Here is a 12,254-nt window from a genome sequence, read left to right on the forward strand (position 1 = left end):
GAGGGCGCAGATGATCACACGACGTAATTTCCTGGCCGGTGGTGCTGCTGCCCTGGCCACGCCGATGCTCGCCGCCTGCGGCCGTGGGCCGGCGGGCAGCGTGGACGGCGGCGCCCTGCTGACCGCCACCGACGTGCACGTGGCCGACTACCCCACCGTGACCGCGGTGAAGTGGATCGGTGAGACGCTGCAGCGCGAAACCAACGGTCGCCTGCGCCTGCGCCAGTACCACTCGGGCCAGCTCGGCCGCGAATCGGAAGCGATCGACATGGCCCGCTTCGGCGCGATCGACATCACCCGCGTGTATGCCGGTGCGCTGAACAACGCGTTTCCGCTGACCCAGGCGCTGTGCCTGCCTTACGTGTTCAAGTCGGTGGCGCACCAGCGTGCCGCGCTGGACGATGGCGTGGCCGAGGCGGTGCTGCGTGGTTTCGAGAGCCGCGACCTGGTCGGCCTGGCGATCTACGATTCCGGCGCGCGCTGCTTCTACAACACCAAGCACCCGATCGTGGCACCAAAGGATCTGCACGGCCTGAAGCTGCGCGTGGCCTCCTCGGACATCTTCATCCAGCTGATGCGCCTGCTCGGGGCCAACCCCACGCCGATGTCGCTGGGCGACACCTTTTCGGGCATGGAAACGCACATGATCGATGGTGCCGAGAACAACATGCGCAGCTTCCACTCCAGCCGCCACTTCGAGGCCGCGCACTACTGGTCGCAGAGCGATCACTCGTATGCGCCGGACGTGCTGCTGATGTCGCGGGCCAGTTTCGAGCGGCTGCAGCCCGATGACCGGCAACTGCTGCTGCACACCGCACGCGCTTCGGTGGCGGTGATGCGCGAGCAGTGGGATGCCTCTGAAAGCGCCGCACGCCGCGCCGTGCTCGATTACGGCGTGAAAGCCAACGAAGTGGACATGCCGGCCTTCCGCGCGGCCGCACAGCCACTGCTGAAGCACTACCTGCAACAGCCGGATATCGCCGCGCTGGTTGATCGCATCCGCGCTGCCTGAGGACCCTGCCATGACCGAGACGACGACGCCCGCCGCCGGGCCTGGACAGCGCCTGCTGGACCGCATTGCCGACATCGCCATCTACTGCGCCGTGGCCGCCCTGCTGGGGCTGGTGGTGGTGCAGGGCTGGCAGGTGTTCGCCCGCTACGTGATCAACGATTCGCCCAGCTGGACCGAACCGGTCACCCTGCTGCTGCTGGCCACCGCCATGAGCCTGGGTGCCGCCTGTGGCGTGCATACCAACCGCCATTTCGGCTTCTTCCTGCTGCACGCGTACATGGGCGCCGGCCTGCGCCGCGCCGTGGATGTGCTGATCCAGCTGGTGGTGGCGGTACTGGGCGGCTTCATCGCGTTCTGGTCGACCGACCTGCTGCTGGACGGCCTGGACATCAAGGCGGCCGGCGCCAACCTGCCGCAGAGCATCAACTACCTGCCGCTGGCACTGGGCGGCGCGCTGATGGTGCTGTTCGCGCTGAACCGTGCGTGGAAGGCACTGCACCAGACGGCGGCCGATGCCGGTGCCGATGACGCTGAAGGAGATCGTTGATCCATGGGCATCACCATTCTGTTCTCCGTATTCGCCGTGCTGCTGCTGTTGGGTGTGCCGGTGGCCTACGCGCTGGCGGCCGCGGCGCTGGCCACGCTGCTGTACCTGGATATTCCGACCATCGTGCTGGTGCAGCAGATCTCGGCGGGTACCGGCTCGGCGTCGCTGATCGCCATTCCGCTGTTCATCTTCGCCGGCGAAATCATGATGCGCGGCGGCATCTCCGAGCGCCTGATCGCACTGGCCTCGTCGCTGGTCGGCCGCATGCGCGGTGGCCTGGGCCAGGTCTCGATCCTGTCCTCGCTGTTCTTCGGCGGCGTGTCCGGCTCGGCCATCGCCGACGTCTCGGCCGTCGGCGGCACCATGATTCCGCAGATGGTCAAGCGCGGCTACGACCGCGACTTCGCGGTGAATGTCAGCATCACCGCAGCGCTGGTGGCGCTGCTGGTGCCGCCGTCGCACAACCTGATCCTGTTCTCGGCCGCGGCGGGCGGCGGGTTGTCCATTGCCGATCTGTTCGCCGCCGGCATCGTTCCCGCGCTGCTGATGACCCTGGCGTTGATGCTGACCGGCTACGCCGTGGCACGCCGCCGTGGCTATGGCGTGGAAGCTTTCCCCGGCTGGCGCGCGGTGCTGCTGCGCATCGTCTCCGCCCTGCCCGGCCTGGGCCTGGTGGCACTGATCTTCGTCGGTATCCGCGCGGGCATCTTCACTGCGGTGGAAAGTGCGGCCATTGCGGTGGTCTACGCCCTGCTGGTGACCACCGTGCTGTACCGGCAGCTGCGCTGGCGCGAGTTCTTCGACACGGTGATCCACGCCGCACGCAGCACCGGCGTGATCCTGTTCGTGATCGCCACTGCCGCCGTGTTCGGCTGGCTGCTGGCCTACCTGCAGGTGCCGACCGCGGCCGTGGACTTCCTGCAGTCGTTCGCGCACAGCCAGTTCATGGTGCTGCTGATGATCGTGGTGATGCTGCTGCTGCTGGGTACCTTCATGGACCTGGCGCCGATGATCCTGATCTGCACGCCGATCTTCCTGCCGGTGGCCAAGGCCTATGGCATCGACCCGATCCACTTCGGCCTGGTGCTGGTGCTGACCGGTGGCCTGGGCCTGGTGACCCCGCCGGTGGGCTCGGTGCTGTTCATTGGCACCTCCATCGGCAAGATCACGGTGGGCCAGAGCATGCGCACCATCTGGCCGTTCTGGTTCGCTGCGTTGGCGGTGCTGCTGATCGTCACCTTCTTCCCGCAGCTGTCGCTGTGGCTGCCGGCCGCGTTGCGCGCATGATGCGCGCGCGCACGCTGCCGTGGCTGCTGGGCCTGGGCGTGGCGGCCACCGCCGCCCAGGCCGGGCCGCCGCCGGCATCGCCGGCATCACAGGCAATTCCGGTGGGCAGCTTCAACGATGGCGTGAACCACTGGCGCAGTGGCCATGCAGAGGGCTACGCGCGGCTGCAGCCGCAGCAGTACCGGCAGATTGCCGACAACCTGCTGCTTCTGCAGCGCCGCTCCGGCGGCTGGCCGGTGAACCAGGACCCGCTACGGGTGCTGGATGCCGCGGCCCGCGAGGCCGCACGCAAGGCGCAGGACGAACCGGGCGGCAGCTTCGACAACCGCACCACCTATACCCAGGTGGATTACCTGGCCGAAGCCTTCGGCCGCAGCGGTGACAGCCGCTATCGCGATGCCGCGTTGCGCGGCCTGGATTTCATCCTGGACCAGCAGATCGCCAGCTGCGGCGGCTGGCCGCACTCGGTGCCGGCGCGTACCGATTACCACGACCGCATCACCTTCGCCGACGATGTGACCAGTGGCGTGCTGACCACCCTGCGGCAGGTGCAGACGGCGCCGCGATTCGCCTTCGTCGATGCCGCGCGGCGCGCGCGGGTGGCCAGCGCCGTGCAGCGTGGCGATGCCTGCCTGCTGCAGTTGCAGGTGCGCCAGCAGGGCCGGCCCACGATCTGGGCGGGCCAGTACGATGCCGCCACGCTGCAGCCCGCACCGGGGCGGAAGTTCGAGCTGGCCGCGCTGGTCACCGACGAGAGCGTGGGCGTGGTGCGCTACCTGATGTCCATTCCCGATCCGTCGCCGCAGACGGTGCAGGCCATCGAAGGCGCGCTTGCCTGGTTCCAGGCCAATGCCCTGCACGGGCTGCGCCTGCAGACCGTGGACGCCCCGGCCGAACAGTTCGCGCACCACCGCAGCACGCAGGACCGGCAGTTGCTGGCCGACCCCGGCGCGCCGCCGCTGTGGGGCCGCTTCCACGACCTGGCCGACAACACGGTGGTGCTGGCCGACCGCCAGGGCCAGCGCCTGCAGACCTATGCGCAGGTGGGCCGCGAACGCCGCACCGGCTACCACTGGTACGGCACCTGGCCGCAGGTCCTGCTTGACCGCGACGCGCCGGCCTGGCGCGCGCGCACCGGGCACCGCACCCCCTGAACCCGCATCCGCACCACGGAGGAACCCGATGCTGTCCAGCACCGCTCTGAAATCCCTGTTGGCCGCCACCCTGCTGCTGGCCGCACCTGTGCTGGCGCAGGCCCAGCCAGCGTCCACGGCGTGGAAGCGCGGCATCGAGAACCAGCGCCAGGCCGATCTGGGCGACGGCACCTTCCTGAACCCGGTGTTCGCCGGCGACCGCCCCGACCCGTCGGTGCTGAAGGACGGCCAGGACTACTACCTCACCCTGTCCTCGTTCGATGCCTACCCCGGCCTGCCGATCTGGCACTCGCGCGACCTGGTGAACTGGCAGCCGCTGGGCCACGCGATCACCCGCAACGTGGGCGCGATCTGGGCACCGGACATCGTCAAGCACCAGGGCCGCTACTACATCTACTTCCCGGCCCGTACCGGCGAACACCGCAGCAACTTCGTGGTCTGGGCCGACAGCATCAAGGGCCCGTGGAGCGAGCCGATCGACATCGGCCTGGGCGGCTACATCGATCCCGGCCATGCCGTGGGCGAAGACGGCAAGCGCTACCTGTTCCTGAGCGGCGGCGACTACGTGCAGCTGGCCGACGACGGCCTGAGCGTGGTCGGCACGCCGAAGCACGTCTACGACGGCTGGAAATACCCGGAAAGCTGGGACGTGGAGGCCTATGCGCAGGAAGGCCCGAAGATCCACTTCCGCGACGGCTGGTACTACATGACCACCGCCGTGGGCGGCACCGCCGGGCCTCCCACCGGGCACATGGTGATCACCGCGCGCTCGCGCTCGATCCATGGGCCGTGGGTGAACGCACCGAACAACCCGATCATGCGCACGCAGTCGGCCGCCGAACCCTGGTGGTCGCGCGGCCATGCCACGGTGATCGAAGGCACCGACGGACGCTGGTGGATGATGTACCACGGCTACGAGAACGGCTATTGGACGCTGGGCCGGCAGGCGCTGCTGGAGCCGATCGAGTGGACCGACGATGGCTGGTTCGTGGCCAAGGGCGGCGACCTGGGGCAGCCGCTGCGCAAGCCTTCCGGGGAATCGGTGGGCCGCCACGGCATGTCCCTGTCCGATGATTTCCGCGGCAAGGCGCTCGGCCCGCAGTGGTCGTTCTTCAACCCGGCCCAGGACGAGTACCGGCGGCTGGGCTTCAGCGGCCAGGGCCTGGTGCTGCAGGGCAAGGGCCAGACCCCGCGCGACAGCTCGCCGCTGACCGCCATCGCCGGCGACAAGGCCTACCAGTTCGAGGTGGAGATGGACATCGCCCCGGGTGCGGTGGGCGGCGCCCTGCTGTTCTACAGCGACCGCCTGTACGTGGGCGTGGGCAGCAACGGCGAGAAGTTCATCATGCACCGCTACGGCGAAGAGCGCCCCACCCGCTTGGCGCCCAGCGCAAAGGGCGGCAAGCTGTGGCTGCGGGTGACCAACAACCGCCACATCGTCACCATCCACTCCAGCACCGACGGCCAGCGCTGGCAGAAGTACCCGGTTCAGATGGAAGTGTCCGGTTACCATCACAATGTGGCGGGCAAGTTCCTGGCACTGAAACCGGCGCTGTATGCGGCCGGCGACGGTGCGGTAACCTTCCGCAGCTTCCGCTATCGCGCGCTGGACTGAGCGCGCGCTGGAATCCCCAGACTTACCGGGTTCACTACATGTCAGTGCGCAACAAGAACGATGCCGCCACGCCGGCATTGGCGAAGGGCAAGGCCGCCACGATCAACGACATCGCGCGACTGTCGGGAGTATCGAAGAAAACGGTTTCACGGATCATCAACAACTCGCCCCTGGTGCGCAAGGACACGCGTGACAAGGTCGAGGCGCTGATGCGCGAGGTCGGCTACACGCCCGATCCGCTGGCCCGTGGCCTGGCCTTCCGCCGCTCCTTCCTGATCGGCATGGTCTACGACAACCCCACCGCGCAGTACATCGTGGACATGCAGTACGGCGCGCTGGACGCGCTGCGCGGGTCCAGCTTCGAACTGGTGGTGCACCCCTGCGACAGCCGCAGCCCGGGCTACATCGACGGCGTGCGCCGCTTCGTGCAGCAGCAGAAGCTGCACGGGGTGATCCTGGTGCCGCGTGCGTCCGAAGACCAGGCGCTGGCCGACATGCTGGACGAGATCGGCTGCCGCTTCACCCGCGTGGCCGCGCTGCCGCTGGATGACAGTTCGCAGATGGTGGTGACCCACGACCGCGACGGCGCCGCCGAAGCGGCCGATTACCTGCTGTCGCTGGGCCACCGCGAGATTGCCCTGGTGACCGGCCCCAGCGCCTACCGCTCGGCCCACGAACGCACCGCCGGTTTCATCGACGCGCTGTCCCAGCGCGGCATCGAGCTGCCGAAGGACCGCATCATCGAGGCCGGCTACACCTTCGAATCGGGTGTGGCCGCGGCGGAGAAACTGCTGCTGGGCAAGCGCCGGCCCACCGCCATCTTCACCGGCAACGATGAAATGGCCGCCGGCATCTACAAGGTGGCGCTGCGGGCGGGCATCAACATTCCGCGCCAGCTGTCCATCGTCGGCTACGACGACAGCCCGCTGGCCTCGCGGCTGTGGCCGTCGCTGACCTCGGTGCGCCGCCATACCCGCGACACCGGGCGCACCGCCGCGGCCATGCTGATCCAGCCCGAAGGCCAGGCCGCGCTGCAGATTGCCAGCGTGCGCCCGCACCTGATCGTCCGCGACTCCTGCCAACCGCCCGAGGACTGATGCCGTAGGCCTCAATCCTGTAGGTCGCAAGCTTGCTTGCGACACATCACCCTATCGTGCGACGCAAAATGACACCGGTTACCAGCGTCGCTAGAATCCACCACGAACCGCGCCGGGGCCGAACCCTTCGGCCCGCCCCCTGCTCTGGAGAAGCCATGTACTGCAAGACCCACTACGCCACCCATCCCGACGCCATCAAGGGCGCCAGCAACGACCAGCTGCGCGAGCTGTACCTGCTCGACGGCCTGTTCAACGCCGGCCAGATCACCCTGAAGTACACCCACTACGAGCGCTTCGTGCTGGGCGGTGCCGCCCCGGTCGATGCCCCGCTGGCGCTGCCGACGCAGACCGAACCGGCCTCGGCCGCTGGCCATCCGTTCCTGGAGCGCCGCGAGCTGGGCGTGATCAACGTGGGCAGCGGCACTGGCACCGTCACCGTCGATGGCGCCGTGTACACGCTGGGCCCGAAGGATGGCCTGTACGTGGCCATGGGCAGCAAAGACGTGGTGTTCGCCTCGCAGGACGCCGCCAACCCGGCGCAGTTCTACCTGGCCTCCACCCCGGCCCACGCGCGTTTCGAAACCAAGCAGCTGTCGATCAAGGACGCGGTGGCGCTGGATCGCGGCGCGCTGGAAACCAGCAACGAACGCACCATCTACCAGTACATCGTGCCGGCCACCTGCCAGTCCTCGCAGCTGCTGCTGGGCCTGACCGTACTGAAGCCGGGCAGCGTGTGGAACACCATGCCGCCGCACCTGCACGACCGCCGCAGCGAGGTCTATTTCTACTTCGATCTGGGCCAGAACGACCGCGTGTACCACTTCATGGGCGAACCGGACGCGCAGCGCCACATCGTCATGCAGAACAACGAAGCGGTGGTATCGCCGCCGTGGTCGATCCACATGGGTGCCGGCACCAGCAACTACGCCTTCATCTGGGCGATGGGTGGCGAAAACCTGGATTACACCGACATGCACGTGCTGGACATCTGCCAGCTCAAGTAAGCCCTGCCCTGCCACCGCGCACCCGGTGCCGGTGGCCTTCGGCCTGCATCACGCAGGCCCCTACCAAGGAACGCACACGCAATGGCTAATCCCTTCAGCCTGGAAGGCAAGGTCGCTCTGGTCACCGGTGGCAACACCGGCCTGGGCCAGGGCATCGCAGTGGCACTGGCCGCCGCTGGTGCCGACGTCGCCGTGGCCGGCATCGCCCCGCCCACCGAGACCATCGAGAAGATCACCGCGCTGGGTCGCCGCTGCCTGGCCATCGAAGCCAACCTGATCAGCATCGAGCCGGTGGAACGCGTGGTGCGCGAAACCATCGAAGGCCTGGGTGGCCTGGATATCCTGGTGAACAACGCCGGCCTGATCCGCCGCGCCGATGCGGTGGACTTCAGCGAGCAGGACTGGGACGACGTGATGAACGTCAACATCAAGTCCGCGTTCTTCATCTCGCAGGCGGCTGGTCGCCACTTCATCGAACAGGGCCGCGGCAAGATCATCAACATTGCCTCCATGCTGTCCTTCCAGGGCGGTATCCGCGTGCCGTCGTACACCGCCAGCAAGAGCGGCATCGCCGGTATCACCCGCCTGCTGGCCAACGAGTGGGCGGGCAAGGGCGTGAACATCAACGCCATCGCGCCGGGCTACATGGCCACCGACAACACCGCCCAGCTGCGTGCCGACGAAGCGCGCAACCAGTCGATCCTGGACCGCATTCCGGCCGGTCGCTGGGGCACCCCGGATGACCTGGCCGGCGCGGCGGTGTTCCTGGCGTCGTCGGCGTCGGACTATGTGAACGGCGCGGTGCTGCCGGTCGATGGTGGCTGGCTGGCGCGGTAACCCGGCAACGCAACCAACGGTGGGTGCGGACCTTGGTCCGCGCCGCTTCCGCAACGCAGCCGAGCACGGCTCGGCTCTACAGGAGTGCCGCGATGCGAAGGCTGTTGCTGCTGTTGCTGCTGTCATGCACCGCCGCGCAGGCGGCACCGGTGCGGGTGTTCATTGCCGGCGATTCCACCGCTGCCGAGTACGGGCCCGAGCGCGCACCGCAGGCGGGCTGGGGCCAGGCGCTGCAGAGCTACCTGGACCCGGCACGCTTCGAAGTACACAACCGCGCCAAGGGCGGGCGCAGCACGCGCAGCTTCATCGATGAAGGACGCCTGGATGCCATCGCTGCCGAGCTGCGGCGCGGCGATGTGCTGCTGGTCCAGTTCGGCCACAACGATGCGAAGTTTGAAGACGCCAGCCGCTACACCGACCCGGACAGCGATTACCCGCGCCTGCTGATGCGCTACGTGCAGGTGGCGCGCGAGCGCGGCGCCACGCCAGTGCTGATCACCCCGGTGGCGCGCCTGCTGTACGACTTCGGATCGCTGCTGGACACGCATGGCCGCTACACGCAGTCGATGAAGGCCTTGGCCGCGCGCGAGCAGGTCGCGTTGATCGATCTGAACGACCGCAGCACGCGCTGGATCCGCGCGCTGGGCGAGCAGGGCGCACGCCCGTACTTCCTGTTCGTGCCCGAGCAGGGCAAGGCCGACGGAACGCATTTCAGCGTGGCCGGCGCCAACGCGGTGGCCTGCCTGGTACTGCGCGAGGCGGTGCCGTTGCTTGCGGATCTGAAACCGGCGCTGCGGCGCGATCTCGACTGCGATGTGATGGCGCCCGCGCAGGGCGGCGAAGCGCCGCGCGCCTCGCAGGTGGTGCACGAAGATGCGGTGAAGCGCACCCAGCCAGGCCCGCATGGCGGTGCCGGGCCGACCACTGCGTATCCGTTCTTCGCCGACGTGGCCGATCTACCGTTCGTGCTGCGCAAGCGGGTGCTGCACAAAGGCGCCGGCATCGGCCTGCACCCGCAGCACAAGGACGAGATCTATTACATCGTGAGCGGGCAGGGCAGTTACGTGCTGGATGGCAGGCAGCACGACGTGCGTGCCGGCCATGCGCTGCTGACACGCACCGGCAGTACGCACGCGCTGCAGCAGGTCGGCGACGAGGACCTGGTGGTGCTGCTGGCGTACCCGCGTTGAACCGTGATACCAACACCGCGTCAGTCGAGCAAGCTCGACTCTACAGAGGGAGCGCGGCGCCGTAGAGTCGAGCTTGCTCGACTGCTCTTCTACGTCAGTCGAGCAAGCTCGACTCTACCGGGGCATGGGTCATCGTTGTTCAACCGGCTCCGGGCCGAAGTGCCTCAGCCCCAGCCGGGCCAGATCTTCCGGGCGCTCGAAATAGGCTTCGTCGAAGGCATGCAGTGCCTCCTGCTCCTGCTCGGTCATCGCGCCGTACAGGTCGGTCAGCTGGGTGATCGCCGGGTCATCTTCCAGCCGGTCCAGCAGCCCGCGCATGCCGGCCAGGATCGCGTGGGTCTGCACCGCGCCCATCGCCTGCAATGCACGCAGCGCCAACTGGCAGGTGGGGTCGCCCCAGTTGCACAGGAACTGCATGAAGCCGCCGTTGTTGATGTCCGCTTCCATGCGCCACAGCGCCACCAGCTGCTGGTCCTCATCGGACAGCGCATCCAGCGTCCATGCCGCCGCCTTCAGTCGTGCCAGCGCCGCCTCGTAGCGGTCGTCCCAGACCTGGTTGGGGATATCGACCACGCCGTCCTCGCGCGGCGGCAGCAACGCGGGCCAGTTCACCCCCAGGCCGTTGGGCGTGGCAACCCAGTGCGCGCGCTGTTCGGGCGTGGCCTCGAACAGCGCAGGCGCCCAGCGCAGCGGCTGGCGGGTGCGGCGGCCATCGGCCAGGGTCAGCAGGATGAAGTCGTCGTTGAAGGCGACGTCGGATACGCGCAGCGAGGCAAATACGTCAGACATGCCGTGCAGGATAGCGGACGCCATGGGACGACCGTCATAACCTTCAAGAGCGGCAGAGGCTTCTGAAGGTTAGCCAGCAGCATTCGGGGTCAGCGCCCTTTCGTGCGAAAGGGATCTGACCCCAACGGCCAGAGGGTGGCCTCAGACGTCGCCGCCGTCGGCCCAGCCCTCACCGGTGCCCGCCTGGAACACGCGGTCGTCGGCCTGCACATCGCCGGCCGGCAGGTGGGCCTGGTCGGCCAGTGCGGCGTAGATCGGGGTGAAGTCGGGCGAGGTCGCCTGCATCAGCTGTTCGAAACTGTCGATGACGAAGTAGGTCTTCTGGAACGTGTCGATGCGGTAGCGGGTGCGCATGATCCGCTGCAGGTCGAAGCCGATCCGGTTGGGCGCGGCCGATTCCAGCGAGTACAGCGATTCGCCCTTGGAAGACACGATGCCGGCGCCGTAGATGCGCAGGCCCTCGGGCGTGTCGATCAGGCCGAACTCCACGGTGTACCAGTACAGCCGGGTCAGGTTTTGCAGCGCGTCGGGGCCGATCGCGTGGGCCTTCACGCCACCCCGGCCGTAGGCTTCCATGTAGTCGGCGAACACCGGGTTCATCAGCAGCGGCACATGGCCGAACAGGTCGTGGAACAGGTCCGGCTCGGCGATGTAGTCGATCTGGTCCGGGCGGCGGATCCACCAGGTGACCGGGAAACGGCGGTTGGCCAGGTGGTCGAAGAAATCCAGTTCCGGCAGCAGGCCTTCCACGCCCACCAGGGTCCAGCCGGTGGCCGCGCCCAGCACTTCGTTCAACTGGTCGAAGCGCGGAATCATGTGCGCGCTCATGCCCATCTCGTCCTGTGCGTCCAGGAATTCCTGGCAGGCGCGGCCGACCAGCAGCTCGCGCTGGCGCTGGTACAGCGTGCTCCAGGTGGCGTGGTCGTCGGCGCTGTAGGTGTCCCACGGCTGCTCGACCAGCGCGGTGGTGTACACCGGCACGTAGCCCTTGTCGGTCTGCTGGTGTTCGACGCGGCGGGGCTGGGCGAGGTCCATGGGGCACTCCTTGATGGGATACCGGTGATGCTAGGGCAGGGCGCGCGCAACAGGGTTGCAAAAGTTGCGCCGAATGCGGCTTGTGGCGCAATATCATTGCGTACTCACCGTGTTGCGGGGCAGCAATGGCCGGAGAAGTCCAGTTCGATCGCACGGATATACGCCTGTTGGCCGAGATCCAGCGTGATGGTCGCGCCACCAACGCCGAGCTGGCGGCGCGGGTGAACCTTTCCCCGTCTGCCTGCCTGCGCCGCCTGCAGCGGCTGGAAAGCGAGGGCGTGATCGTGGGCTATGGCGCACGGCTGGAGCCACGCCAGCTGCGCCTTGGCCTGCAGGCCTTCGTGCGGGTGCAGCTGGAAAAGCACGACCAGGCCGCCATCGGCCATTTCGTGGACAGCGTGCAGGGCTGGGATGAAGTGGTGGCCTGCCATGCCCTGACCGGCGACATGGACTACCTGCTGCACGTCTACGTGCGCGACCTGGAACATTTTTCGCGCTTCCTGCTGGACAAGCTGCTGAACGCCGGCGGCGTGGCCGATGCCAATTCCAGCTTCGTGCTGCGCACGGTGAAGGGGTTCCAGGCACTGCCGCTGTCGCAGCTGGAATGAACGGCCGCTGCGATTTGACGGCGCCGGGCGGGTAGCCGAGCATCACCGCCCTGCGCCCGTCGCAGCGTTCCTTTCCGGT

At 67.7% G+C, this 12,254-nt stretch carries 12 protein-coding genes; 10 read left to right on the forward strand and 2 right to left on the reverse strand.

Translation table 11 applies throughout. The features are described 5' to 3' along the window. Nucleotides 1-10: 10 nt before the first annotated feature. From C1930_RS00220 to C1930_RS00260, 9 genes are all read left to right on the forward strand, one after another. Nucleotides 11-1,012, forward strand: coding sequence for a TRAP transporter substrate-binding protein (locus tag C1930_RS00220; RefSeq protein WP_108747942.1), 1,002 nt, complete (start codon nt 11-13; stop codon nt 1,010-1,012). A 10-nt stretch (nt 1,013-1,022) separates the two neighbouring features. Further along, nucleotides 1,023-1,559 (forward strand): TRAP transporter small permease, encoded by a 537-nt coding sequence (locus C1930_RS00225; protein WP_108754988.1) that lies wholly within the window; start codon nt 1,023-1,025, stop codon nt 1,557-1,559. Between the two features lie 3 nt (nt 1,560-1,562). Further along, complete coding sequence (locus tag C1930_RS00230) at nt 1,563-2,846, forward strand: TRAP transporter large permease (protein WP_108747944.1); 1,284 nt, start codon at nt 1,563-1,565, stop codon at nt 2,844-2,846. Further along, nucleotides 2,843-4,000: a pectate lyase gene (gene pelA / locus C1930_RS00235; protein WP_234412710.1), complete on the forward strand. Its 1,158-nt coding sequence runs from the start codon at nt 2,843-2,845 to the stop codon at nt 3,998-4,000. Before C1930_RS00230 ends, pelA begins: the two co-directional genes overlap by 4 nt. A gap of 28 nt (nt 4,001-4,028) precedes the next feature. Then, nucleotides 4,029-5,615: a family 43 glycosylhydrolase gene (locus C1930_RS00240; RefSeq protein ID WP_108754989.1), complete on the forward strand. Its 1,587-nt coding sequence runs from the start codon at nt 4,029-4,031 to the stop codon at nt 5,613-5,615. A 38-nt stretch (nt 5,616-5,653) separates the two neighbouring features. Beyond that, nucleotides 5,654-6,712 (forward strand): LacI family DNA-binding transcriptional regulator, encoded by a 1,059-nt coding sequence (locus tag C1930_RS00245; protein WP_108751712.1) that lies wholly within the window; start codon nt 5,654-5,656, stop codon nt 6,710-6,712. Between the two features lie 155 nt (nt 6,713-6,867). After that, nucleotides 6,868-7,716 (forward strand): 5-dehydro-4-deoxy-D-glucuronate isomerase, encoded by an 849-nt coding sequence (gene kduI / locus C1930_RS00250; RefSeq protein WP_108754990.1) that lies wholly within the window; start codon nt 6,868-6,870, stop codon nt 7,714-7,716. 81 nt (nt 7,717-7,797) lie between these two features. Then, nucleotides 7,798-8,553: a 2-dehydro-3-deoxy-D-gluconate 5-dehydrogenase KduD gene (kduD, locus tag C1930_RS00255; RefSeq protein ID WP_108751714.1), complete on the forward strand. Its 756-nt coding sequence runs from the start codon at nt 7,798-7,800 to the stop codon at nt 8,551-8,553. Nucleotides 8,554-8,645: 92 nt separating this feature from the next. Continuing rightward, nucleotides 8,646-9,743 carry a GDSL-type esterase/lipase family protein gene (locus C1930_RS00260; RefSeq protein ID WP_108770804.1) on the forward strand — a complete coding sequence of 366 codons (1,098 nt, stop codon included), beginning with the start codon at nt 8,646-8,648 and terminating at the stop codon, nt 9,741-9,743. A 129-nt stretch (nt 9,744-9,872) separates the two neighbouring features. Here the strand turns inward: C1930_RS00260 and C1930_RS00265 are convergent, their stop codons facing one another. Together C1930_RS00265 and phhA are read right to left on the reverse strand one after the other, a co-directional pair. Beyond that, a complete protein-coding gene (locus tag C1930_RS00265; RefSeq protein WP_108757599.1) occupies nt 9,873-10,532 on the reverse strand; it encodes a DUF4375 domain-containing protein in 660 nt (219 codons plus the stop codon). A 141-nt stretch (nt 10,533-10,673) separates the two neighbouring features. After that, nucleotides 10,674-11,567: a phenylalanine 4-monooxygenase gene (phhA, locus tag C1930_RS00270; RefSeq protein ID WP_108754993.1), complete on the reverse strand. Its 894-nt coding sequence runs from the start codon at nt 11,565-11,567 to the stop codon at nt 10,674-10,676. 125 nt (nt 11,568-11,692) lie between these two features. Between phhA and C1930_RS00275 the strand changes: the two genes are divergently transcribed. Beyond that, on the forward strand, nt 11,693-12,175 hold the full coding sequence (locus C1930_RS00275; protein ID WP_108747953.1) for an Lrp/AsnC family transcriptional regulator: 483 nt from the start codon (nt 11,693-11,695) through the stop codon (nt 12,173-12,175). The last annotated feature ends 79 nt before the right edge of the window (nt 12,176-12,254 follow it).

The sequence above is a fragment of the Stenotrophomonas sp. SAU14A_NAIMI4_8 genome (assembly GCF_003086695.1).
Classification (GTDB): domain Bacteria; phylum Pseudomonadota; class Gammaproteobacteria; order Xanthomonadales; family Xanthomonadaceae; genus Stenotrophomonas.